Genomic DNA, 22805 nt, shown 5'->3' with positions numbered 1-22805 from the left:
ATGGCGTCGGCCGCTGGGCCTTGATCAGGCGGTGCGGCCACCGTCGAAGTCGATCTCCAGGCGCAGCGAGGCGTTGAGCGGCAGATTGACCACGTTGAGCGCATGCTCGGTCATCTTCCGGATCAGCGCTTCATACTCATCGCCGCCGGCGCTCTTGATCTCTTTGACCTGGTTCTCGGACAGGTTCTGACTGCCGAGATAGTTCTTCGCGGTCTTGCGAAGCGCGTCCCCCGTTTCGCCACCGGCGAGCTGGTGAAATTCCTCGGCGCTCATGCCGTCGTTGTGAATCAGGATTTCCATGTCATCGACTCCTTGTGAACATAGCTGACGCTGTCGTCAGCGGGTCGCTTCATGCGTCCCGAGCTCTGAAGCTAGTTGCCACCCGCGATGGGCTCAAACGCAAAACGAAGAAATTTGATGCATCATGGGTTGGTGACGCAGACAACCCGGCGTTGAAGACGGGAGAGACTCGCTATCCCGTCTCCGGGGACCGTCTCATCCACGCGTGCCATAACAAGGACAATCGCATGACTACGGCAATGAACGATCAGCCCCTTACCCGCACCACCGTCGACGGCGAACACCTCTGGCAGCGCCTGATGGCGCTTGCGGTCATCGGCGCCACGCCCAAGGGTGGCTGCAACCGCCAGGCCCTGACCGAGCTCGACCGCGAAGGGCGCGCGCTGCTGACCCAGTGGTGCGAGGCCGAGGGCCTCAGGGTGCGTACCGACGCCATCGGCAATCTTTTCGCCCGGCGTGCTGGCCGCCAGAGCGACGCCGATCCGGTCGTGATCGGCAGCCATATCGATACCCAGCCCACGGGGGGCAAGTATGACGGATGCTTCGGCGTGCTGGCGGCGCTAGAAGTGATCCGCACGCTCAACGCCCTGGACATCGAGACCGAGCGGCCGATCGAGCTGGTCGCCTGGACCAATGAGGAGGGCTGTCGGTTCGCCCCCTGCATGATGGGCGCCGGTGTGTTCACCGGTAAGCTCTCGCTCGAGGCGGCGCGCGGGCGAACCGATGGCGATGGCATCACTGTCGGCGAAGCGCTCGACGCGATCGGCCAGGTCGGCCGCGATGCCGACTGCCCGCGTCGCTTCGCCGGCTACCTGGAAGCGCATATCGAGCAAGGCCCGATTCTGGAGGACGAGGAAAAGACGATCGGCGTGGTGACCGGGGCGCTGGGGCTCAAGTGGTTCGATGTGACGATCACCGGCATGGAAGCCCACGCAGGGCCCACGCCGATGCATCTGCGCCGGGACGCGCTGCTGGGAGCCACCCGCGTCGTCGAGGCGGTCAATCGTATTGGCGGTGCGCACGGCCCGGATGGGCGGGGCACTGTCGGTGCTTTCCAGGTCTCGCCCAATTCGCGCAACGTGATTCCGGGGCAGGTCACGCTGAGCGTCGATCTGCGCCACCGTGACGTCGAGACGCTCGCCTCGATGGTCAGTGAGTTCCAGAATACGCTGGCAGCCATCGAGCGCGACACGGGACTCGAGACCCAGGTCACACCCACCGCCGACTACCCGCCGCAGTTCTTTGACGCCGGCTGCATCGATGCCGTGCGGCGGGGAGCCGAAGCCCACGAATGCGCCTACCGCGAGATCGTCAGCGGTGCCGGGCATGACGCTGTCTATATCAGCGACGTCGCGCCCGCGGGGATGATTTTCATCCCCTGCGAGAACGGCATCAGTCACAACGAAAGCGAGTACGCGGCGCCCAAGCATGTGACCGCCGGTGCCAACGTTCTGCTGCATGCCACGCTCGAGCTGGCGGGCAAGGCCACCTAGGCCCAGCGCCAGGTCCCAGGTCTTGAGTGCCAGCCGGGGCGGCGCCCCCTTTGGTGACCGAGCCCGATTGCCGAGCGTCACAGTTTGGCCGAAGATCGTCGGCGGCGCCGATTCGGGCGCCGCCTCGAACCGGATACGCCGCGCGCGGGCCGGTACTCTGCCGATTGTTGCCAGTGAGCCGTTGCATGTCCGCTTTTGCCGCTACCCCCGAGCCGCCGTACTACGCGGTCATTTTTACCTCGCTCATGAGCGACGACACGCAAGGCTACGCAGCGATGGCCGAGCGGATGCTCGAGCTGGCCGCGCAGCGCCCCGGTTTTCTGGGCGTGGAGTCGGCGCGGGAGACGCTGGGCATCACCGTCTCCTACTGGCGCGACCGCGACGCGATTACCGCGTGGAAGCAGGATATCGATCACCGCCACGCCCGGCAGCTCGGTCGCGAGCGCTGGTATGCGGCCTATCGCGTGCGCATCGCCTACGTCGAACGTGAGTACCCGCGCTGATGGCGTGGCGGTCTTGCCGCTGCCGGGGCGATAATGGTCTGCTATAAGGCCAAGGGCCCGGCGTGACGCGTCTTGAGACGCGGGTGTCGGCCCCGCCGACTCGACCGAGCGTCTCACCCACGTCCGTCATCCCCAGCCGCCATCCAAAGGATTCCGTGATGAGTATCGACTCCCAAGCAGGACGCTTACCCACCGAGCAGAGCCTGGCCAACGTACCGCGTCTGGTGGCGCGCTATTACAGCGAGCGTCCGGACCCGAGCGACCCGGGCCAGCAGGTGGCTTTCGGTACCTCCGGTCATCGCGGCTCCTCGCTGAAGACCAGCTTCAACGAGTGGCACATCCTCGCTACCACCCAGGCGATCTGCGATTACCGCGACGCCCAGGGCATCACGGGGCCGCTGTTTATCGGCATGGATACCCATGCGCTCTCGGAACCCGCCTTCGTGTCCGCGCTGCAGGTGCTCGCCGCCAATGAGGTCGAGACCCGCATCGATGGTGGTAACGAAGCGACCGGTGGCGATGTCGGCTACACCCCGACGCCCGCGGTCTCCAACGCCATTCTGATTCACAACCAGGGGCGCACCGACGCTCTGGCCGACGGCATCGTCATCACCCCGTCGCATAACCCGCCGGTGGACGGTGGGTTCAAGTACAACCCGACCAACGGCGGCCCGGCGGATACCGGTGTCACCCAGTGGATCCAGGAGCGTGCCAACGCCTTGCTCGCCGCCGGCCTCGAGGGGGTGAAGCGCGTGGGCTACGCCGAAGCGCTCGCCGCGCCGACGACCCAGCGCTTCGACTACATCGAGCACTATGTCGCCGGACTCGAGTCGGTGATCGACATGGCCGCCATTCGCGACTCCGGGCTCACGTTCGGCGTCGATCCGCTGGGCGGCGCCGGCGTCCACTACTGGCCGCGAATCGCGGAGAAGTACGACCTGCCGCTGGAGGTCATCTCCACTACGGTCGATCCGACGTTCCGCTTCATGCGCGTCGACTGGGACGGCAAGATCCGTATGGACTGCTCCTCGCCTTCGGCCATGGCCGGGCTGATCGAGAACAAGGATCGCTTCGATGTGTCGTTCGCCTGCGATACCGACCACGACCGCCACGGCATCGTTGCGCGCTCGACGGGGCTTCTGAACCCCAATCACTACCTCGCCGTGGCGATCGAGTATCTCTTCACCCATCGTCCGAAGTGGAGCGACACCGCCGGGATCGGCAAGACGCTGGTGTCGTCGTCGATGATCGATTACGTCGCCGAGGGGCTGGGCCGGACGGTGGTCGAGGTGCCGGTGGGCTTCAAGTGGTTCGTCGACGGCCTGATCGAGGGCAGTCTCGGTTTCGGCGGCGAGGAGTCGGCCGGCGCGTCGTTTCTCACCTTTGACGGCAAGCCGTGGTCGACCGACAAGGACGGCATCATTCTTGGCCTGCTCGCCGCGGAGATCACCGCCGTTACCGGCAAGGATCCGGGCGAGCGCTATCAGGCACTGACCGAGCGTTACGGCTCGCCGGTCTATGAGCGTGTCGATGCGCCGGCCAACCGCGAGCAGAAGGCGAAACTGGGCAAGCTCTCCCCAGAGCAGGTGACCGCCGAGACGCTGGCCGGTCACCCCATCACCCGCAAGTTGACCGAAGCGCCCGGCAACGGGGCGTCCATCGGCGGATTGAAGGTGGTCACCGACGCCGGCTGGTTCGCCGCGCGCCCCTCCGGCACCGAGGATGTCTACAAGATTTACGCCGAAAGCTTTGAAGGGCAGGCGCATCTCGAGCGCATTCAGCAGGAGGCCAAGGCGCTGGTCGACGAGGTGCTGGCGGGCTGAGGTCCGGACGGCCGGCAGTCTCGTCTGTTGGCCTTTTTCGCCAAGCCGATTCCTTAATTTCCCTTCAGTTTTTTGCCTCCCGGGCGATATTCGCGTGACTCGCCAGCGATATCTCGTTGCTGGCTGCGTTCTCGCGGAGATGTCGTATGCATTTCAAGTCCATTCGAACCTCAGTGGCACTGCTCGTCGGCGGCTCGATCGCGCTGGTGGTAGTGGCGCTGGTGGGTTACGCCTTTTTCGCGGATGCGCGCTCCCAGGCGCTGGTCGATACGCGAACCCAATCACTGATCGAAACCAGCATTCGAGAACGTCTGAACGCGGTGGCGGATCGCGAAGCGACGAACATCGAGACCCGGCTCGACAGTGCTTTGGCACTGGCGCGCGGGCTGGCCAACACCAACGCGCTGATGGGCGAGGTGGACGACGACGGGCAGCAGCGGTTGATGCTCGGGCGTAGCGAGCTCTCCAACATTGTCCGCCAGACGGTCATCGACAACCCCGACCTGCTCGACGCCTTCATCGGCTGGGAGCCCGATGCCTTCGGCAGTGACCGTTACTACACCGGGCGCGAGGATGAGGGATTCGGTGAGGGCGGGCGTTTCATGCCGTGGTGGTACCGCAGTGGCGACGGTGAAGTCGCGGTGCTGCCGCTGGGCGAGACGATGGAGAGTAGCAACACGCTGGAAAGCGGCATCCGCGAAGGTGAGTACTACCTCTGCCCGCGGGAGACGCTGAGCGTCTGTATCATCGACCCGGCGCCATATGACTATAACGGCGAGACGCTGATGGTGACCTCGTTCAACGTGCCGATTCTGGTCGATGGCGAGTTCCGCGGCGTGGCCGGCGTCGATCTCTCGGTGGACTTCGTGCAGTCGCTGCTGAGCGATGCCAGCCAGTCGCTGTATGACGGTGGCGGTGCCTGGACGCTGGTGGCCCCGGGTGGGGTCGTGACTGCCGATACCGCCAATCCCGAAGCGATCGGCGAGGCCGCGCCGAGCCGGCTCGACGCCGCCGCCAGCGAGCGCCTCAGCCGGGCGCAGAGCGGAGAGCCTCTTCTCGAGCGCGTCGACGGCAGCATCCAGATGCTCTGGCCGTTCACCGTCGGCGATACCGAGGGAACCCCCTGGGTGCTGACCATCGAGCTTCCGGAAGACGTGGTCATGGCCGGACTGTTCGACATGCGCGCCGAGCTTGCCGACCAGCGCGAGACCAACACCGTGGCGATGCTTGCCGTCGGCGCGGGGGCTATTCTGGTGGGCCTGGTACTGGCCTGGCTGCTCGGCAGCAGCGTTTCCCGGCCGCTGGCTCAACTCGCCGACCGGATGCGTGAGATCGCCTCCGGCGACGGCGACCTGACCCAGCGTCTACCGGTGCGGGGCCGCAACGAGAGCGCGGAGCTCGCGACCCAGTTCAACGCCTTCGCCGAGAAGATGCACGGCGTCATGCTGCGAGTCCGCACCAGCAGCGAGTCGNNCACCGCCCAGTCCGCGCGTCAGGTGGATCAGCTGTCTGAGTCCGCCACCGAGGCCGCGCGTCGCGGCGGCGAGGTCGTCGCCGGCGTGGTCGAGACGATGGATGACATCGACGCCTCGTCGCGCCAGATCGCCGAGATTGTGACCACGATGAACGGCATTGCGTTCCAGACCAACCTGCTGGCGCTCAACGCCTCGGTGGAGGCGGCACGAGCCGGCGAGCACGGGCGAGGCTTTGCCGTGGTGGCGGACGAGGTGCGCAAGCTGGCCGGACGCAGCGCCGAGGCGTCGCAGCAGATCCAGTCGCTGGTCGAGAACTCTTCCGGCCGAACCCGTCTCGGCGCCGAGCGGGCGCGGCAGGCGGGAGCGGCGATGGACGAGATCGTTGCCAGCATCACTCGCGTGACCGACGTGCTCGGCGAGATCACCGCGGCGACGACGGAGCAGAGTCAGGGCATCGGTCAGGTCAATCAGGCGGTGGTCGAGATCGACAGCGTCACCCAGCAGAACGCGGCCATGGTGCAGCATACGGCTGCAGCTGCGGCCTCGCTGGAGCAGGAAGCGCTGCGACTGGCGCAGACCGTGGGGGCGTTCAAGCTGGCCGGTACCGCGCCGGTGGAAGCGGACGAGCCGTCGGCGCCACTGCGCCGCCCGACGATCGGTCCCTCTAAGGGACACGCGCGTCAGAAAGCCCCGGCCACGTTCTAGCACCCTGGCCCCGAGAAAGCGCCGTAGTGCGCATTGCAAGGGGCCCTGGCCGTCCCCGGTCACGGTGGGCGGCTATTCCTAGCCAGACACTCTTCTCCAGACACCCTTCGCCGGTGGCATCCGCCGCCGGCGACTGCCTACAGTTTTCCGCCTTTCGGGCGATATTTGCGTCATTCGCCGACGACATCTTGCCATCGGCCGTGTCCTTGCGGAGAAATCGCATGCACTTCAAGTCCATTCGAACGTTGGTGGCACTGCTCGTCGGCGGCTCGATCGCGCTGGTGGTGGTGGCGCTGGTGAGTTATGCCTTTTTCGCGGACGCGCGCTCCCAGGCGCTGGTCGATGCACGAACCCAGTCGCTGATCGAAACCAGCATTCGAGAACGTCTGAACGCGGTGGCGGATCGCGAAGCGACGAACATCGAGACCCGGCTCGCCAGTGCTCTGGCACTGGCGCGCGGGCTGGCCAACACCAACGCGCTGATGGGCGAGGTGGACGACGACGGGCAGCAGCGGCTGATGCTCGGACGTAGCGAGCTCTCCAACATCGTGCGCCAGACGGTCATCGACAACCCCGATCTGCTTGACGCCTTCATCGGCTGGGAGCCCGATGCCTTCGGCAGCGACCGTTACTACACCGGTCGCGAGGACGAAGGGTTCGGCGAGGATGGCCGCTTCATGCCGTGGTGGTATCGCACGGCGACTGGTGACATCGCCGTGTTGGGACTGGGCAGCTCCATGGAGAGCGAAACGCTCATCCCCGGCGGTATCCGCAAGGGCGAGTACTATCTCTGCCCGCGGGAGACGCTGACGACCTGTCTTGTCGACCCGCACCCCTTCGACTACAACGGCGAGACGCTGATGGTCACCTCGTTCAACGTACCGGTTCTGGTCGATGGCGAGTTCCGCGGTGTGGCCGGCGTCGATCTCTCGGTGGACTTCGTGCAGTCGCTGCTGAGCGATGCCAGCCAGTCGCTGTATGACGGTGCCGGTGCCTGGACGCTGGTGGCCCCGGGTGGGGTCGTGACGGCCGATACCGGCAATCCCGAAGCGATCGGCGAGGCCGCGCCAAGCCGGCTCGACGCCGACGCCAGCGAGCGCCTTAGCCGGGCGCAGAGCGGAGAGCCCCTTCTCGAGCGCGTCGACGGCAGCATCCAGATGCTCTGGCCGTTCACCGTCGGCGATACCGAGGGAACCCCCTGGGTGCTGACCATCGAGCTTCCGGAAGACGTGGTCATGGCCGGGCTGTTCGACATGCGCGCCGAGCTCGCCGACCAGCGCGAGACCAACACCCTGGCGATGCTTGCCGTCGGCGCGGGGGCTATTCTGGTCGGCCTGGTACTGGCCTGGCTGCTCGGCAGCAGCGTTTCCCGGCCGCTGGCGCAACTCGCCGACCGGATGCGTGAGATCGCCTCCGGCGACGGTGACCTTACCCAACGCCTACCGGTGCGGGGACGCAACGAGTGCGCGGAACTCGCGACCCAGTTCAACGCCTTCGCCGAGAAGATGCACGGTGTCATGTTGCGGGTACGAGCCAGCAGCGAGTCGNNNCACCGCCCAGTCCGCACGTCAGGTGGATCAGCTGTCTGATTCCGCCACCGAGGCCGCGCGCCGCGGCGGCGAGGTCGTCGCTGGCGTGGTCGAGACGATGGATGACATCGACGCCTCGTCACGCCAGATCGCCGAGATCGTGACCACGATGAACGGCATTGCGTTCCAGACCAACCTGCTGGCGCTCAACGCCTCGGTGGAGGCGGCACGAGCCGGCGAGCACGGGCGTGGCTTTGCCGTGGTGGCGGACGAGGTGCGCAAGCTGGCCGGACGCAGCGCAGAGGCGTCGCAGCAGATCCAGTCGCTGGTCGAGAACTCTTCCGGTCGAACCCGTCTCGGCGCCGAGCGGGCGCGGCAGGCGGGAGCGGCGATGGACGAGATCGTTGCCAGCATCACTCGCGTGACCGACGTGCTCGGCGAAATCACCGCGGCGACGACGGAACAGAGTCAGGGTATCGGCCAGGTCAATCAGGCGGTGGTCGAGATCGACAGCGTCACTCAGCAGAACGCGGCCATGGTGCAGCAGACGGCCGCGGCTGCCGCCTCGCTGGAGCAGGAAGCGCTGCGACTGGCGCAGACCGTGGGGGCGTTCAAGCTGGCCGGTACCGCGCCGGTGGAAGGAGACGAGCCGTCGGTGCCACTGCGCCGCCCGACGATCGGTCCCTCGGCGGGACACGCGCGGCAGAAAGCCCCGGCCACGTTCTAGCGGGCTCGGTCGGCCAGAGAGTGGCCGGCCGCTCGATCAGTGCCGGGCGTGGCGACGCCGGGCCAGCTCGCAGAAAAAGTCGACGTACTCGGCGTGCCCTTGGGTAAAGAGCACGTCGAAGGTCAGGGCGTCGTCGGGATCAGTGATGCCGGCGAGGCCCGGCCAGATATCCCGGGTCGGTTCTGAGTGACGAAGGCGTGCGACATCGACTCCCGGGCGCTGCACTTCGCCGCCGCTGCTGTCGACATAGAGCACCCGGTTGTCGACGTCGAAGGTCTCTCCGAGACGCTGAACCAGCGTCAGAAACCCGCGGTCACTGCCGCCACGCCGGTAGGCGCCGCCGCTCATCGAAGAGGTCACCGTATCGCCCACGCCGACGATCGTCGGCATGCGCGACGGGTCGAAGTGGTCGCGGGCGAGGGCCACCAGCGCCTCGACGTCGGTCGGCGCTTCCCGCACATTGAACCCCTCGCCCAGCGGATAGTGACCGGTGTGGCGGTAGTAATAGCGGTTGAGGATCACCAGGACACCTGCCTCTTTGACGGCGCCGCGCAGCATCAGCTGGAAGTCCGTCGTGCCCGCCTGCTCCCCGTCACCTTCGACTAGCCGCTCCCGCCCGGTGTCATCGCGGCCGGCGTTGGGCGCGTAGTGAACGAAGAATGACCCGTCGAGTCCGGTTTCGGTGGCGGCCTCGAGCGTTGCCTGAAGAAAGTCGGCGACATCTCGCTGCAGCGCACCGTAGCGCTCGGGTGCGTCCTGCCAGTGGCGGCGGAAGACATTGAGATTGAGCGTCGGCGAGGCGAGGTTGTCGAGCACGGCGCTTTCGATCAGCTTGCGGCGAGTGTCGGGGGGCAGCGCGTCCGGCATCTGACTCAGACGCGCGTCGAGGAAGCGCTCGGCCTGGCCGACGAAGTCGTCGAGAAAAGCCAGTTCGCGATCCGTGACCCCGGGATGCGAGACGTCGCCACTGCGCCCCTGCCACTGCACGCCCCCGGCCGCGAGTCCCGGCAGGTAGCGCCCCGCAGCGTGTGTCGGGGCGAGCGTCGCCTCGACGATGCCGTTCACGCCGCGCCGGCCGATATGTTCGCCGTTGGTCAGCACGAAGAAGTGACCGTCCAGAGTGGCGGCGGCTTCCAGATAACGTGGCTCGAGCGTGCGCGTCAGCGGGTCACTCACCAAGCCCATGCAGACGCCGTCGAGGTCCTGAATGATCAGCAGATCGTCGATGTCGGTCAGCGCATCGAGCAGTGCGGCGTGATCGAGGGAGTAGGGCGTGCGTGGTTTGCGTTGAGAACAAGCGGTCGATGTCGTCATGCGTGAAAGTATAGCGACCCCGACGACGGGTGCGAGCGCGGGGCGGGACCTTGTGGACGGCAGCGGAGAGTCGACGCCCACCGATCAGCCGGGGGTTTGCTCGTGCGCAGTGGCGCGACTAGTCTCAAGGGGTCGGCGCGCGAGCCGTCGGCGGCTCGCGTCAGGAAGCCGCGAGACAGCCACAGGAGGAGGCACGAATGTCCAGTCCGGAACACAAGCAGAAGATTTGGGGCCTGATCGAGGAGATCAAGGTCGGCATGTTGGTCACGCTGGATGACGGCGTACCGCGGGCGCGGCCGATGCATCTGGTTCAGGATGCCTATGACGGCACGCTCTGGTTCTACACCAAGCGCAGCGCCGAGAAGTCGTTCGAAGCCGAAGAGGACCGCGACGTCTGCATTACCTTCTCGGAGCAGAAGGATGGTACCTACGTGTCGATGTCCGGCAAGGCCCGCCTGCGTAGCGACAGCGAGCTGATCGACAAGTACTGGAACCCGTTCGTGGCCGCCTGGTTCGATGGTGGCCGCGAGGATCCCGACATCGCCATCATGGAGATCGACATCGATTTCGGCGAGCACTGGCAGTCGAAGGAGAGCAAGGCGTTCCAGCTCTACGAGATCGCCAAGTCGAACGTCAAGAAGGATCACAAGCCGGACATGGGCGAGAACGAGAAGTTCGGCCAGTAACGCCGGGCCGCTGCGTGGCGAGTCGCCACCTCCACGAGAATGAGCGACCCTCGCCACTTCCCGGCACCTTCCCTGCGGCTCGCTCTTCTGGAGCGAGCCGCTTGGCGCTGAAGCGCCGTTGTCTGCGGGCAGCGTTGCCCGTTTCATACCCCTTCGTAGGGGGCGATTGACAGACGCATCGCGAGTCGCGATAAATAGTGCTCATTAGCGACACAGCGACCCCTCATGCTCCTCCTAACGGCCTTCGTCGTTCTCTCCATTGGCTTCTCGTTCTTCTGTTCGGTGCTCGAGGCTGCGCTCCTGTCGCTGACGCCGAGCTATATCGCTCAGGTCCAGGACACCCGGCCCAAGCTTCACGACGCGCTCAACGATCTCAAGAGCAATATCGACCGGCCCCTTGCCGCGATTCTCACTCTCAATACCATCGCCCACACCGTGGGGGCGACCGGTGTCGGTGCGCAGGTGGCGGTCGTTTTCGGCGATGCTCACGTGGCCATTGCCTCGGCGCTGATGACATTCGCGATCCTGGTGTTTTCGGAGATCATTCCCAAGACGATCGGCGCGACCTACTGGCGAACGCTGGCGCCGATGCTGCCCAGGGTGCTGCGATTCATGGTCTGGGTGCTGCTGCCGTTCATCTGGCTCTCCGAGATGATCACCAACCGTATTGCCAAGTCCGACGAAAACGACGTCGACATGCGCGGCGAGATCAAGGCATTGGCACGGATCGGGTTGGAGAAGAAGGCGCTGGAGGCGGATGAGACTCGCACCATCACCAATATTCTCAATCTCCACGAGATCCCGGTGAAACAGGTGATGACGCCGCGGACCGTGTGCGAGACCGTCCCCCCCGACATGACGGTCTCCGAGTTTGACGAACACTACGGTCGCACGCAGTTCACTCGCTTTCCGGTCATGGATGGCGCCGAACTCGCGATAGGCTATGTCCACAAGTCCGAGACCTATCACGCCGAGAACGAGCAGACCCTAAAGGTCCTGATGCATCCGGTCTCCGACGTGCAGGAGACCGACAGCGTCGAGCACGTCTTCACCGCGATGCTCAAGGATCACAACCACATGCGCGTGGTCTACGACGACCACGGGAGCTGGGTCGGGGTGATCACCATGGAAGACGTGCTGGAGACGATTCTCGGGCAGGACATCGTCGACGAGACGGACAACGTGAGTAATCTGCGCCGTTATGCCAAACAGCGCTGGCTGAAGCGTATTCGACCCGGCTCGTCCGCGAACGGCTAGCGCCGTTTGGGCAACGGCGCGTGCCTTTCAGCAACGACCAGCGCGGGAGCGACTATCCCGCGCGGGTGCCGCCAAAGTGGGTGTCGTCAGCGTGTGTAGGGTGAGAGTGGGTGTCGTCAGCGTGGGTGCCGCCAGGGTTGGTACGGCCGGACTGGCGGCGGCCTGACAGCGGGCGCTCGCCCGCCGTCGCCGATAACGGCGCGGCTCAGATCACCTTGCGCCGCAGCCACGCCGCCAGTGCCTCGCCCAGCACCACCAGCACGACGATCGCCAGCAGGATCGTCGCCACGGTCGGCCAGTTCAGCGTATCGATCGCGCCCTGCAGAATCACACCGATGCCCCCGGCACCGACCAGACCGAGTACGGTCGACTCTCGCAGATTGATGTCCCAGCGCAGAATGCCCACGGCAAAGAACGTGGGGATCACCTGCGGCACGATGGCATAGAGCACGACCTTGGCCCGCGAGGCCCCGGTCGCTTCCAGTGCCTCGACCGGGCGGCGGTCGATCTCCTCGATCGCTTCGCCCAGCAGCTTGCCCAGGAAACCGATCGAGCGAAACATGATCGCGATGATGCCGGCCAGCACCCCCGGGCCGAAGATCGCCACGAACAGCAGCGCCCAGATCAGCGTGTTCACCGAACGGCTCGAGACCAGGATGAACCGCCCCAGCCATAGGGTGAAACGGTTGGGTGTGGTGTTCTGGGCAGCGATATAGGCGATCGGCAGCGACACGAAGACCGCCACGAAGGTGGCGATCGTCGCGATGTTGAGCGTCTCCACCAGCGCCCAGAGGATGGCCCGAAGGTTGCTCACGTCCGGCGGCACCATGCGGCCAAACAGATCGCCCACCTGGGCCGGCGCGTCCCATACCCAGGGCCAGATGATGTCGATGCTCTCCACCGCCCACACCACGGCGGCAGTCACGACCAGCAGCGTGGCGAAGCGCTTCCAGCGTTGCTGCGGGGTATAGCGGGCCCAGGTGCGTTCGGCGACGCTTGTAGAGGTGGGTGAGGTCATCCGATGCTTCTCCTGATCCGGCCGCTGATCGCTTCGCTGACGAGAATCACGCCGATGATCACCAGCGTGATCGCCAGCGCGAAGTCATAGTCGTAGCGGCCGAAAGCGTTCATCAGCGTCGAGCCGATGCCTCCGGCGCCGACGATGCCGACCACGGCGGAGGCGCGAAGGTTGCTGTCGAGCTGATAGATGCCGAGACCGATCTGGCGCGGCATGATCTGCGGTAGCACCGCGAACTGAAGCACGCCGATATAGCGACTGCCGCTGGCACGCAGCGCCTCGACCTGGCCGCGGTCGATCTCCTCGATGCGCTCGGCGAGCATCTTGGCAACGAAGCCGATCGAATAGAGTGTCAGTGTGAGAATGCCCGCCACCGGGCCGAAGCCCACCGCCTTGACGAACAGGATCGCCACGATGACCGGGTGGAAGCTGCGCGACACGATGATGATGCCGCGACCCAGCAGGTAGATCGGCGTCGCTGCAATGTTGCGCGCCGCCATGAACGCGATCGGCACGCTGAGTATCAGGCCCAGCAGCGTCGCCAGGATCGCGATCTGCAGGCTCTCCAGAAAACCGTCGATCAACAGCTCGTAGCGAGCGAAATTCGGTGGAAAGGCGCCGGAGAAGATCCGCGAGGCGCGTGTCATGCCCTGGCTGATCCGATCGAGATCGAAGGGCAGGGTGGAGATCGCCCAGACGGCATAAAGCAACAGCCCGAGCACCACCCCCCATCGCAGCCAGGGATTGGCGATGAACGGTGGCTTCTGCCAGTGACGCCGGGAGTCGGGTACGCGGCTGGCGTCGGCGTCGGTCATGGCGTCACCATCGGCATCGGGGCGGAGTCGGACGCCGCCTGCGTGGTCTCCGAAGTGCCGCTGTAGACGGCGTCCATCGCCTGCTGATCCAGATCCGCCGGCTCGCCGTCGAAGATCAGCTTGCCGAAGCGCATGCCGACGATGCGCTGGGTGTACTCCCGCGCCTCGGCGACGTTATGGATATTGATGAGCACGGGCAGCGACAGCTCCTGGGAGAGGGTCTGCAGAAGCTCCATGATCTGGCGTGAGCTGACCGGGTCCAGCGATGCGGTGGGTTCGTCGGCGAGCAGGATCTCCGGTTGCTGCATCAGCGCGCGGACCACGCCCACCCGCTGACGCTCCCCGCCGGAGAGGGCATCGGCACGTTGGTTGGCATAGTGGGCGATCCCCACCCGCTCCATCAGGTGATAGGCGCGCTCGATATCCTCGGCGGGATACTTGCGCAACGCCGCGCGCCAGTAGGGGATGTAACCCAGCCGGCCGCACTGCACGTTCTCCATGACCGTCAGTCGGTCGACGAGGTTGAATCCCTGGAAAATCATGCCGATGCGCCGGCGCGCCTTGCGCAGTGGCTCGCGCTTGAGCGACGTCAGCTCCAGCCCGTTGAGCTCGATGCTGCCTTCGCTGGGCTCGACCAGGCGATTGATGCAGCGCAGCAGCGTGCTCTTGCCCGCCCCGGAAGCGCCGATGATCGAGACCACGGACTCACCCGGTACGTCGAGATCGAGTCCGCGCAATACCGGTTCGCCGTGGCCGTAACGCTTGACCAGATTCTGAATGCGCAGCATGGCTTGCCCTCTGGCGTGACGCGTTACTCGACGTTTTCCTGGGAATAGACGACCCCGTTGGCCTTCTGGATCTCGCGAATCACATCCCAATCCTCCTGATAGGTCACCGGCACGAACTTGCTCACCCCGTCGAACTCCTCGCCAAGCTCCGTATCCGCCATGTTGAAGCTGAAGAACGCCTCGCGAATCTTCTCGATCAGCTCGGGGTCGAGGTTGTAGGCGTAGGTATACGACGTGGTGGGGAAACGCTTGGACTCGAACACGATCTTCACCTCGTCGGGATCAAACAGCCCCCGCTCGGCCATGCGATCGACCACCTCGGAAGCGACCGGCGCTGCATCGTAGTCGCCCGCGACCACGCCCAGCATCGACTGATCGTGCGAGCCCGAGTAGACGACCTCGTAATCGTCATCCGGCGTGATTCCCTGCTCGGGGAATAGGGCCCGCGGCGCCAGGTTGCCGGAGTTGGACGTCGGCGAGGTGTGGGCAACGCGCTTGCCTGCCAGATCGGTGAGCGCGTCGATCCCGCTGTCCTTGCGCGTGTAGACCTGCAGGGTGTAGCCGAACTCCCCCTCTTCACTGCCCATGATCGCGAACGGCACGGCACCGGCGAGGTTGACCGCGAACGGCGTCGGTCCCGTCGAGAAGCCGGCGACCTGAATGCGCCCGCTGCGCATCGCCTCGATCTCGGCGGCGTTCGACTGCACCGCATAGAAGCGCACGTCCTTGCCGGTCACATCGCGCAGATGGTCGATGAACGGTTCCCAGATATCGGCGTAGATGGCCGGATCCTCGACCGGCGTGTAGGCGAAGACCAGCGGATCGGGATCGAGATACTGCGAGGGATCGCTCGGGGCATCCGCGACCAGATCGCCGTCGGCGTCGCAGTAGATCGGCGCGAGCTGACCGCGATTGGGGCAGTCGTCGGCGGCGAGCGTCGGCGCGGCCAGACCGCAACCCAGTGCCAGCGCGGTCAGAGCGCCGATAGCCCGCGATGCGGGCTGATGCAGGGCGTCGGTCAGCGTCTGGCGAGAGAGCAAGCGAGGAGAAAGGCGAGAGAGACAGCGCATGGCGAGAACTCCGGCGGCAGGGCGATTCGAAATCGTTTTGTTGTAGCGCATTCGTCTTGCTTCATACCGGCCGTGATCGAGCGTCATCCGCGAGTGTCACGGCTTTGTCACATACTGCGAGAAATCGGAGACGAAGCGCATTAGACCTTCGCTACTGCACATCACGGGTTCGCTTTCGCGCATCGAAAAAACGTTTGACTCTTATTTGTTATGTTATAACGTATACATCGTTCGAGTTGGAACGGGGAGCCGTGATGCCGATTGCCACCATCGAAAGCGATGCCGAACTGCTGGCGATGCCCGCGAGCGACTACATGAATGATGCGCAGATGACGTTCTTTCGCGCGCGGCTCGAAGCCGAGCGGTGGGGGCTGGAAACGACGCTCGAGCAGACGCGCGCCACCATCGTCGAGAGCCGAGGTGACGGCGACGATGCCGATCTCGCCGCCAATGAGGAGGCGCTCGGCCTAGCGCTGCGCCAGGCCGAGCGTGAGACGCGCCTTTTACGCAAGATCGTCACCACGCTGAGAAAGCTCGACGACGGCGACTACGGCTACTGCGAGGAGACCGGCGCGCCGATCGGTCTTCCCCGGCTGCTGCTACGTCCCACTGCCACGCTCTGTCTCGAAGCCAAGGAGCGCCAAGAACAGCGCGAGCACCATTACGCCAAGCGGCGTTCGGCGTGAAGCGTCGCTTGAAGATAGCGGCCGCTCGCCGGCGAGTCGCTCAACGTCGCACTCAGGAGATTCGCATGACCCCGCTACCCGTGACCGTTCTTTCCGGCTTTCTCGGCGCCGGTAAAACGACGGTACTCAATCATCTGCTCAACAACCGTGATGGCCGGCGTATCGCGGTGATCGTCAACGACATGAGCGAGCTCAACATCGACGCCGAGCTCGTCGAGCGCGAAGTGGGGTTCAATCGCGCCGACGAGAAGCTTGTCGAAATGAGCAACGGCTGCATTTGCTGCACCCTGCGGGAAGACCTGCTGGTGGAAGTGGCGCGCCTCGCCGACGAAGGTCGCTTCGACTATCTGGTGATCGAGTCCACCGGTATCTCCGAGCCGCTGCCCGTCGCGGAGACCTTCACCTTCACCGACGAGCAGGGACGCAGCCTCTCCGATGTGGCTCGTCTCGACACGCTGGTGACCGTCGTCGACGGCGTCAATTTTCTGACCCAGTACTATGACGCGCAATCGATCGCCGAGGCGGGTGAAAGTCTCGGCGAGGACGACGAGCGCAACGTCGCCGATCTGCTGGTCGATCAGATCGAATTCTGCGACGTACTGCTGATTTCCAAGACCGATCTCGTCGCGCCCGAGCGGCTCGCCGAACTGAAAGCGGTACTCGCCACGCTCAATCCCGAGGCCGAAATCCTCCCCATTCGGCACGGTGAAATTGCTCTCGAGCGCGTGCTCGATACCCAACGCTTCGATTTCGAACGCGCTCAGCGCGCCCCCGGCTGGCTCAAGGAGATGCGCGGCGAGCACGTACCGGAGACCGAGGAGTACGGCATCTCGAGCTTCAGCTTTGAAGCGCGTCGCCCTTTTCATCCCGAGCGTTTCTTCGCGCTGCTGCACGGCGACTGGGGCGGCGGCAAACTGCTGCGATCGAAAGGCTTCTTCTGGCTCGCCAGCCGGCCCCAGTTCGCCGGTCAATGGAGCCAGGCCGGCGGCATCGCCCACCACGGTTTTGCCGGCCTTTTCTGGCGTGCGGTACCGGAGACGAGCTGGCCAGAAGATCCCGACTATCGCGAGGCGATTCTCGAAAAATGGCAGGAACCCTTTGGCGATATGCGCCAGGAACTCGTCTTTATCGGCCAAGGGCTCGACGTCGCCGATATCCGCGCTCGACTCGACTCCTGCCTGCTCAGTGAAGAAGAGACCGCACTCGGCAGGGACTACTGGATGACCCTGCCGGACCCTTTTCCCGCCTGGGAGGAAGCGGCCTAGGCCCGTCTGACACGCCGCTCGGGACCGCCAGGAGACAGAAGGCGCGACGGCATCGGTTCTGTGGACTGGTCTCCACCAGAAGCTTCCCCGGCCCTTGGCCGGGGTTTTTTATGGGCGACGGGGAAGCAGGAAGAGGGAGGCAGACAGGGAAAGCGCGTGAGAGGCGATCAGCGAGAGGGAGTGATGTTGCTAAACAATTATTAGCCGACTACATTCCCCGGCATCCCACTCTGGTCTCAGGAGAGTCTTCATGTCATCCCCGAAACTGTTCACGCCACTGACGCTTGGCAAGCTTGAGCTTCCCAATCGCATCGTCATCTCGCCGATGTGTCAGTACTCCGCCGATGGCGAGGGCAACATGACCCACTGGCATCAGATGCATCTCGGCCATCTGGCGCTTTCCGGTGCCGGTCTGCTGGTGATCGAAGCGGCGAGTGTGGCGCCCGAAGGACGCATTACCCCCGGCGACGTCGGTCTCTATTCGGACGCCAACGAGCACGCCATGGCGCAGACCCTCGCGGCCGTACGCGAACACTCGCCGATGCCCATTGGTGTTCAGCTCGGTCACGCCGGGCGCAAGGCCTCCTGCCGCGCGCCGTGGGAGGGGGGCGAGCAGCTCGGACTCGACGAGGGCGGCTGGGAGACCGTTGCGCCCTCCGCCGTCGCCTATCAGGCAGGCCAGCGCGCCCCGCGTGAAATGTCTCTCGACGACATCAAGGCGCTCAGGGCGAGCTTCGTCGAGTCGGCCCAGCGCGCCGAGCGTCTGGGGCTGGACCTGATCGAACTCCACGCCGCCCACGGCTATCTGCTCCACGAGTTCCTCTCGCCGCTCTCCAATCAGCGTGAGGACGCCTACGGCGGCAGCCTCGAAAATCGCATGCGGCTGATCCTCGAGATCTTCGACGACGTGCGCGAGGTCTTCCCGGCGGAGAAGCCGGTGGGTATCCGCATCTCCGGCAGCGACTGGGTCGAGGGCGGCTGGGATCTCGAGCAGAGCGTGGCACTGGCCAAGGCGCTCGATGCCCGCGGCTGCAGCTTCATCGACTGCTCCGGCGGCGGTCTCGACCCGCGCCAGACGCTCAACGTGGGCCCCAGCTATCAGGTGCCCTTCGCCCGGCGCATGAAGCAGGAGGTCGAGATGGCCGTCATCGCCGTCGGTCTGATCACCGAGCCGCAACAGGCCGAGGGCATCGTCTTCAGCGGTGAGGCAGACGCCGTCGCGCTGGCTCGCGGCATGCTCTACAACCCGCGCTGGCCATGGCACGCCGCCGCCACGTTGGGCGCGACGGTGCATGCCCCCAAGCAGTATCTGCGCAGCCAGCCGCACCAGCTGAAAGGGCTGTTCGGCTAGGTCGAGTGTTTCGCGCGAGCGACGGGGCCGGTCGCTCGCCTCAGCTGTCGGCGGCGGCCTGCCCGTTGAGCGCCTGTGCGGCGCTGGCGAGGATCTCCAGGGCGCTCGGTAGTGTGGCCTCGTCGAAATCGAACGCGGGGTGATGGTGGCCGGCCGCCAACCGGGTGCCCACGATGAGATAGGCGGCTTCGCCGCCGCGCTCGATCACTCGGCGCATCAGCAGCGTGGCGTCTTCGGAACCGACGGGCGTCTTGTCCGGACAGATCAGCTGCATCGACGGGAGGCGGCGCTCCACGGTGTGGGCGATCCGGTGGATCAAGTTCGGGCTCGAGGGACACTCGACCGCCGCGCCGACGCGCTCGACGGCGACCTCGACCCCCTGCATGCGGGCCGCGCCTTCCAGAACCTCTCGGGCACGCGCTTCGACGTAGTCGTTGATGGCGGTGGTCGCGCCGCGGGTCTCCAGCTGCATGATGGCCGAGTCGGGAACCACGTTGCGCCCGCTGCCGCCCTCGAGTCGACCGACGTTGAGCCGCGAGGGGCCGTCCGCGTGGGGGGCGATGGCGTGAAGCCCCTGAACCGCCTGCGCGGCGGCCAGCAAGGCGTTGCGGCCTTTTTCCGGCTGGCCGCCGGCATGCGCGGCGCGTCCCCGGAACGTGGCGTCGAGCTTGGTGGTCGCGAGAAATCCGTCGGCACCGCAGACGAGCGTCGCCGGTGGCTGCCCGAGGCCGAGGTGGGTGGCAACCAGGTGGTCGACGTCATCGACCACGCCGGCGGCGACCATCGCCCCGGCGCCGCGGACTCCCTCTTCCGCGGGCTGGAAGATCAGCTTGAGGCGTCCCGTCAGCGTGGCTTCGAGGCGCTGCAACAGCGTTGCCAGGCCCAGGCCGAGCGCGGTATGGCCGTCGTGGGCGCAGGCGTGCATCGAGCCTTCGTTGCGCGATCGAAAGCCCAGCTCGGCGGGACTGTGCGTGGCATCGCCGCTCTCCGTGATCGGCAGGGCATCAAGGTCGAACCGAAAGGCGGTCGTCGGCCCGGGCCTGCCGGTATCCAGGATGCCGGTCACGCCGGTCAGCCCACCGGCCATGGCCGGGAGCCAGCGCTCGATCGCCCCCTGTTCTCTGGCGCGGGCCAGCGCGGCATCAAGCGTTGCGCCGTCGGGGACGCCCAGCCGCGCGTCGCGGTCGACCACTGCGTCACCGTGATGGACCGTGAAGCCGAGTGACTCGAGCCGCTCGGCGACGAGGCTGGCGGTGCGAAACTCGGTCCAGCCCTGCTCCGGGTGGCGGTGAAAATCCCGCCGCCAGTCGATCACGGCGGGCAGCAGGTCGTCGATCAGGTGGGTCAGCGAATCCGGCATGCGCTCACCCCATCGCCTGCGTCATCAGGCCCGCGCGTCGCGGGCCGTCGGTCACGGGCAGTGTGCCGCGATGCATCTGCTCGACGCGATCGACACAGCGCAACCCGGCAGCCTGCAGCCAGGTATCGTCAGCGGGCGGGTCGACCAGATCCAGACGCACGAAGTCGCCGGGATGGGCGGCGAGCAGCGCTTCGATCAGCGCGCGGGTCGTTGATGCGGAGTCGGCGAGGACCGGGCCAATATGGTATCCGCGACCGAAGGCGCGCCAGAGTGCGACGCCTTCGATCTCCCCGCTGTTATCCAGCAGGACGCCCTCAAGCGCCGAGTTCACCGCGAGTCCATGGACCGCGTTATCGGGGGCGAGCGAGAGCAGCGCTTCGCGATCCTCTGGGCCGAATCGCCGCAGCGCCGGCGATGTCGGCCCCGCCGTCGGTTCGATGACCCCCTGGTACTGGCAGACCAGACCACAGGTTTCGAACCCCATCTTGCGGTAGAGCGGGGCGCCGGCCGTGGTCGCGACCAGTGACACGGGGCGTTCGCCGGCCAGTTGCATCAGTCGCTCCATCATTTCGCGCCCCAGGCCGCGCCCCTGCCAGGCGTCGTCGACCACGATCAGTCCGAGGGTCGCCATGGCCCCCTGGTCGATACAGAAGCCGGTGCCGACCAGCGCGCCGGTCTCGCTGCGCAGCGCCAGTCCACTGCCTACCTCCAGCATCTGCGCCCAGTCCTCACGGCGATGCGGCCAGCCCAGACGCTGCGACAGCGTCAGGGCGTCGTCGAGATCCGCCGTCTCGAAACGTCGGTAGCCCAGCGTGGCATCACGGGAGGAGAGGGCGGTCTCCACGGTCGAAAGGCGGTTCATCTCGGCGTTCTCCTGTCGTCGACGGCAGTTAGGCGAGTCACTCTACTGAGCGTTGTCCGCGCAATTCCATGCCGGATCGCTGGATGACAAGGATTCGGCAGATTCCCCCGGTGTGCCGCTCTTTTGACGCATCACCTGCGTTCAGCGGCGGGCGAGTCGGCACCCTGTGCTGGGGCTTTCGCCCTAGGATGGAGTCATCCGTCCCCCCTGGTGCTTGGCCCTTGCCGCGCTGGGGGCGTCCCTTCTCCCAACGCTAAGGCCGATCATGGCGAGCTTCGATCCCGACCGCATTGAGATTCCCAACGGACACTACATTCACGCGGCGCTCGTGCGCGGGCCGGGGGCACTCGGTGTCTCCCGCCCGTCGGACGCGGCGCCCTATGCAGAGCTGCCAATGGCGGACGCCGAACGTGTCGATGAGGCCGTGGCCAGCGCCCGACGGGCCTTTCAGACGAGCGGCTGGGCAAGCCAACCGCCCCGCGAGCGGGCCCGCGTCATGCGCCGATGGGCCGATCTGATCGACGCGGACATCGACTATCTGGCGGCGCTGGAAGCGCTGGGATCGACCCGGCCCATCGATCAGGCGCGGGCCTGGGACGTCCCCTACACCGCCGAAGGCATCCGCTTTTTCGCCGAGTTCGCCGACAAGCATGGGGGTGAGGTGGCGGCGACCGGCCACGCTAGCCTGGGCATGCAGATTGCCGAGCCGCTCGGTGTGGTCGGCGCGATCGCCCCCTGGAACTTCCCGCTCAGCATGACCTGCTGGAAAGTGGCCCCGGCACTGGCGGCGGGCAATACCGTGGTATTGAAACCGTCGGAGCTGACGCCCTTCACCGCGGTGCGGCTGGCGGCACTGGCGATCGATGCCGGGATGCCGCCCGGGGTGTTCAACGTGATCCAGGGTAACGGCGCCACCACCGGCGATACGCTGTGCCGCCATCCCGATGTGGCCAAGATCACCTTTACCGGCTCCACCGCCACCGGGCGCCACATCATGGGCGCCTGCGCAGAGACCGGGCCCAAGCCGGTGACCCTGGAACTGGGTGGCAAGAGTCCGCAGCTGGTGTTCGCGGACATTCCCGATATCGAGCGGACCGCGGACACGCTCGCCGCGGCGATCACCGGGAATGCCGGTCAGGTCTGCGTGGCGGGCTCTCGGCTGCTCATCGAGCGCTCGCTGCTCGAACCGATGCTCGAACGTCTGCAGACACGCTTCGACGCGCTGACGCCGGGGCTGACCTGGCAGAGCGGGACGCGGTTTTCGCCGATCGTCTCCGAGGGGCAGATGCAGCGCATCGAGTCGGTCGTCACTCGTGCCCGCGAGGCGGGCGCCGACGTGGTGGCAGGCGGCGGGCGTTTCGACACCGCCGCGGGCGGCTTCTATCGACCCACCATTCTGCAGGTCCAGAGTGCTCGGAATCCCGCCGTGGAAGAGGAGATCTTTGGCCCGGTGCTCAGCGTGCAGACGTTCGACACCGAGGAGGAGGCCCTGGCGCTGGCGGAACACGAGGTCTACGGCCTGGCGGCCGGTGTGCATACCGCGGATATCAGCCGCGCGCTGCGGGCGACGCGGCGGCTCAGCGCCGGTACCGTCTGGGTCAATCGCTACGGGCGCAGCAATGACTACATTCTGCCGACAGGCGGCTACAAGCGCTCCGGCATCGGTCGCGATCTCGGGCGGGCGGCCTTCGAGGCCAACCTGCATCACAAAAGCGTGCTGATCGGCATCGACGGATAGCGCCGGGCCACGTCGCGGTGGCTCGGCTGCCGCGACCCAT

The 22805-nt window shown here is 65.9% G+C and carries 20 protein-coding genes; 12 read left to right on the top strand and 8 right to left on the bottom strand.

Annotation, left to right across the window (positions count from 1 at the left end; all coding sequences use genetic code 11):
- Positions 1–24: 24 nt before the first annotated feature.
- The gene (locus DOM41_RS00865) at positions 25–300 is read right to left on the bottom strand and encodes a hypothetical protein (protein WP_110684953.1); all 276 of its coding nucleotides are present in this window, start codon (positions 298–300) and stop codon (positions 25–27) included.
- A 227-nt stretch (positions 301–527) separates the two neighbouring features.
- Here DOM41_RS00865 and DOM41_RS00860 point away from each other — a divergent pair, with 227 nt between their 5' ends.
- The 6 genes from DOM41_RS00860 (at position 528) to DOM41_RS17700 (ending at position 8555) form a co-directional block, all read left to right on the top strand.
- Positions 528–1793 carry a Zn-dependent hydrolase gene (locus DOM41_RS00860; RefSeq protein ID WP_110684952.1) on the top strand — a complete coding sequence of 422 codons (1266 nt, stop codon included), beginning with the start codon at positions 528–530 and terminating at the stop codon, positions 1791–1793.
- A gap of 185 nt (positions 1794–1978) precedes the next feature.
- Positions 1979–2296, top strand: a complete 318-nt coding sequence (locus DOM41_RS00855) for an antibiotic biosynthesis monooxygenase family protein (protein ID WP_110684951.1) — start codon at positions 1979–1981, stop codon at positions 2294–2296.
- Between the two features lie 158 nt (positions 2297–2454).
- Positions 2455–4119: a phosphoglucomutase (alpha-D-glucose-1,6-bisphosphate-dependent) gene (pgm, locus tag DOM41_RS00850; protein WP_110684950.1), complete on the top strand. Its 1665-nt coding sequence runs from the start codon at positions 2455–2457 to the stop codon at positions 4117–4119.
- Between the two features lie 146 nt (positions 4120–4265).
- Positions 4266–6299: a methyl-accepting chemotaxis protein gene (locus DOM41_RS00845; protein WP_110684949.1), complete on the top strand. Its 2034-nt coding sequence runs from the start codon at positions 4266–4268 to the stop codon at positions 6297–6299.
- 221 nt (positions 6300–6520) lie between these two features.
- Entirely contained in the window at positions 6521–7888 is a 1368-nt protein-coding gene (locus DOM41_RS00840) for a methyl-accepting chemotaxis protein (protein ID WP_245391688.1), read from the top strand.
- On the top strand, positions 7872–8555 hold the full coding sequence (locus DOM41_RS17700) for a methyl-accepting chemotaxis protein (protein ID WP_245391687.1): 684 nt from the start codon (positions 7872–7874) through the stop codon (positions 8553–8555). Before DOM41_RS00840 ends, DOM41_RS17700 begins: the two co-directional genes overlap by 17 nt.
- A 36-nt stretch (positions 8556–8591) precedes the next feature.
- On the opposite strand, the gene stpA is transcribed toward DOM41_RS17700, so the two are convergent.
- A complete protein-coding gene (stpA, locus tag DOM41_RS00835) occupies positions 8592–9869 on the bottom strand; it encodes a glucosylglycerol 3-phosphatase (RefSeq protein WP_110684948.1) in 1278 nt (425 codons plus the stop codon).
- A gap of 197 nt (positions 9870–10066) precedes the next feature.
- On the opposite strand from stpA, the gene DOM41_RS00830 reads away from it, so the two are divergent.
- Both DOM41_RS00830 and DOM41_RS00825 read left to right on the top strand, forming a co-directional pair.
- Positions 10067–10555, top strand: coding sequence for a pyridoxamine 5'-phosphate oxidase family protein (locus DOM41_RS00830; protein ID WP_110684947.1), 489 nt, complete (start codon positions 10067–10069; stop codon positions 10553–10555).
- A gap of 225 nt (positions 10556–10780) precedes the next feature.
- Positions 10781–11812: a CNNM domain-containing protein gene (locus tag DOM41_RS00825; RefSeq protein ID WP_110684946.1), complete on the top strand. Its 1032-nt coding sequence runs from the start codon at positions 10781–10783 to the stop codon at positions 11810–11812.
- 205 nt (positions 11813–12017) lie between these two features.
- Here DOM41_RS00825 and phnE (DOM41_RS00820) read toward each other — a convergent pair whose 3' ends face one another.
- From phnE (DOM41_RS00820) to phnD, 4 genes are read right to left on the bottom strand one after another with little or no spacing between them, the layout of a single operon-like run.
- On the bottom strand, positions 12018–12830 hold the full coding sequence (gene phnE / locus DOM41_RS00820) for a phosphonate ABC transporter, permease protein PhnE (RefSeq protein WP_110684945.1): 813 nt from the start codon (positions 12828–12830) through the stop codon (positions 12018–12020).
- Positions 12827–13645: a phosphonate ABC transporter, permease protein PhnE gene (gene phnE, locus DOM41_RS00815; RefSeq protein ID WP_110684944.1), complete on the bottom strand. Its 819-nt coding sequence runs from the start codon at positions 13643–13645 to the stop codon at positions 12827–12829. Before phnE (DOM41_RS00815) ends, phnE (DOM41_RS00820) begins: the two co-directional genes overlap by 4 nt.
- Entirely contained in the window at positions 13642–14433 is a 792-nt protein-coding gene (phnC, locus tag DOM41_RS00810; RefSeq protein ID WP_110684943.1) for a phosphonate ABC transporter ATP-binding protein, read from the bottom strand. Before phnC ends, phnE (DOM41_RS00815) begins: the two co-directional genes overlap by 4 nt.
- Positions 14434–14456: 23 nt before the next feature.
- Complete coding sequence (gene phnD / locus DOM41_RS00805) at positions 14457–15503, bottom strand: phosphate/phosphite/phosphonate ABC transporter substrate-binding protein (RefSeq protein ID WP_110685205.1); 1047 nt, start codon at positions 15501–15503, stop codon at positions 14457–14459.
- 254 nt (positions 15504–15757) lie between these two features.
- On the opposite strand from phnD, the gene DOM41_RS00800 reads away from it, so the two are divergent.
- From DOM41_RS00800 to DOM41_RS00790, 3 genes are all read left to right on the top strand, one after another.
- On the top strand, positions 15758–16189 hold the full coding sequence (locus DOM41_RS00800) for a TraR/DksA family transcriptional regulator (RefSeq protein WP_110684942.1): 432 nt from the start codon (positions 15758–15760) through the stop codon (positions 16187–16189).
- 65 nt (positions 16190–16254) lie between these two features.
- Complete coding sequence (gene zigA / locus DOM41_RS00795) at positions 16255–17454, top strand: zinc metallochaperone GTPase ZigA (protein WP_110684941.1); 1200 nt, start codon at positions 16255–16257, stop codon at positions 17452–17454.
- Positions 17455–17704: 250 nt separating this feature from the next.
- Positions 17705–18805, top strand: coding sequence for an NADH:flavin oxidoreductase/NADH oxidase (locus DOM41_RS00790; RefSeq protein WP_110684940.1), 1101 nt, complete (start codon positions 17705–17707; stop codon positions 18803–18805).
- A 40-nt stretch (positions 18806–18845) separates the two neighbouring features.
- Here DOM41_RS00790 and DOM41_RS00785 read toward each other — a convergent pair whose 3' ends face one another.
- Together DOM41_RS00785 and DOM41_RS00780 are read right to left on the bottom strand one after the other, a co-directional pair.
- The gene (locus DOM41_RS00785; protein WP_110684939.1) at positions 18846–20165 is read right to left on the bottom strand and encodes an amidohydrolase; all 1320 of its coding nucleotides are present in this window, start codon (positions 20163–20165) and stop codon (positions 18846–18848) included.
- Between the two features lie 4 nt (positions 20166–20169).
- A complete protein-coding gene (locus tag DOM41_RS00780; protein WP_110684938.1) occupies positions 20170–21027 on the bottom strand; it encodes a GNAT family N-acetyltransferase in 858 nt (285 codons plus the stop codon).
- A gap of 265 nt (positions 21028–21292) precedes the next feature.
- Between DOM41_RS00780 and DOM41_RS00775 the strand changes: the two genes are divergently transcribed.
- Positions 21293–22765, top strand: a complete 1473-nt coding sequence (locus tag DOM41_RS00775; protein ID WP_110684937.1) for an aldehyde dehydrogenase family protein — start codon at positions 21293–21295, stop codon at positions 22763–22765.
- Positions 22766–22805 lie beyond the last annotated feature (40 nt).

It is taken from the genome of Salinicola aestuarinus (genome assembly GCF_003206645.1).
GTDB classification, from domain to species: Bacteria; Pseudomonadota; Gammaproteobacteria; order Pseudomonadales; family Halomonadaceae; genus Salinicola; species Salinicola aestuarinus.
The sequence above is the reverse complement of the archived record's forward strand: the minus strand, read 5'-3'. Positions and strand labels throughout refer to the sequence as shown.

Bases quoted from the DNA above. Each gene is read 5' to 3' on its own strand.
- DOM41_RS00785 (WP_110684939.1), bottom strand. From the start codon at position 20,165: ATGCCGGATTCGCTGACCCACCTGATCGACGACCTGCTGCCCGCCGTG.
- DOM41_RS00825 (WP_110684946.1), top strand. From the start codon at position 10,781: ATGCTCCTCCTAACGGCCTTCGTCGTTCTCTCCATTGGCTTCTCGTTC.
- DOM41_RS00855 (WP_110684951.1), top strand. From the start codon at position 1,979: ATGTCCGCTTTTGCCGCTACCCCCGAGCCGCCGTACTACGCGGTCATT.
- DOM41_RS00790 (WP_110684940.1), top strand. From the start codon at position 17,705: ATGTCATCCCCGAAACTGTTCACGCCACTGACGCTTGGCAAGCTTGAG.
- DOM41_RS00830 (WP_110684947.1), top strand. From the start codon at position 10,067: ATGTCCAGTCCGGAACACAAGCAGAAGATTTGGGGCCTGATCGAGGAG.
- phnD (WP_110685205.1), bottom strand. From the start codon at position 15,503: ATGCGCTGTCTCTCTCGCCTTTCTCCTCGCTTGCTCTCTCGCCAGACG.
- DOM41_RS00800 (WP_110684942.1), top strand. From the start codon at position 15,758: ATGCCGATTGCCACCATCGAAAGCGATGCCGAACTGCTGGCGATGCCC.
- DOM41_RS00860 (WP_110684952.1), top strand. From the start codon at position 528: ATGACTACGGCAATGAACGATCAGCCCCTTACCCGCACCACCGTCGAC.
- stpA (WP_110684948.1), bottom strand. From the start codon at position 9,869: ATGACGACATCGACCGCTTGTTCTCAACGCAAACCACGCACGCCCTAC.
- zigA (WP_110684941.1), top strand. From the start codon at position 16,255: ATGACCCCGCTACCCGTGACCGTTCTTTCCGGCTTTCTCGGCGCCGGT.
- phnC (WP_110684943.1), bottom strand. From the start codon at position 14,433: ATGCTGCGCATTCAGAATCTGGTCAAGCGTTACGGCCACGGCGAACCG.
- DOM41_RS00780 (WP_110684938.1), bottom strand. From the start codon at position 21,027: ATGAACCGCCTTTCGACCGTGGAGACCGCCCTCTCCTCCCGTGATGCC.
- DOM41_RS00865 (WP_110684953.1), bottom strand. From the start codon at position 300: ATGGAAATCCTGATTCACAACGACGGCATGAGCGCCGAGGAATTTCAC.
- phnE (WP_110684944.1), bottom strand. From the start codon at position 13,645: ATGACCGACGCCGACGCCAGCCGCGTACCCGACTCCCGGCGTCACTGG.
- phnE (WP_110684945.1), bottom strand. From the start codon at position 12,830: ATGACCTCACCCACCTCTACAAGCGTCGCCGAACGCACCTGGGCCCGC.
- pgm (WP_110684950.1), top strand. From the start codon at position 2,455: ATGAGTATCGACTCCCAAGCAGGACGCTTACCCACCGAGCAGAGCCTG.
- DOM41_RS00775 (WP_110684937.1), top strand. From the start codon at position 21,293: ATGGCGAGCTTCGATCCCGACCGCATTGAGATTCCCAACGGACACTAC.